At 44.0% G+C, this 359-nt stretch carries 1 protein-coding gene; it reads right to left on the bottom strand.

Annotation, left to right across the window (positions count from 1 at the left end; genetic code table 11):
• Window positions 1-359 (bottom strand): E3 binding domain-containing protein (locus HC176_RS17775; RefSeq protein WP_209309802.1); only part of this gene is annotated, 359 nt, incomplete at both ends.

Genomic DNA, 359 nt, shown 5'->3' with positions numbered 1-359 from the left:
ATCATTTTACCCATACGGGACATTTCAATGATCTCATCCTCTCCATTTACACTAACCGGTGTTTTGGCAGGCTGTGGTGCTGACTGTTTAGGTGCAGATGGCTGTTCCTGCTGTTGAGACTGTGTCTGTTTTTGCGGCTGAGCCGAACGATTTTCAAGATATCCTAAAATGTCATTTTTAGTAACTCTTCCTTCTTTCCCTGTCCCTTCTAATTGCTCAAGCTCTTCAAAAGAAATTCCTTCTTCTTTGGCTATATTCTTCACAAGCGGCGAATAGAACCTGTTGCTGTCTGAATAATCTGCAGAACTTATGGCTTTTGCTTCCTCCACTCGTCCTTCTGCCTGGGCAACGGCTTCTTC

Source organism: Tamlana crocina (assembly GCF_012037625.1).
Note: the sequence above shows the minus strand (reverse complement) of the source record. Positions and strands in the feature narration are given on the sequence as shown.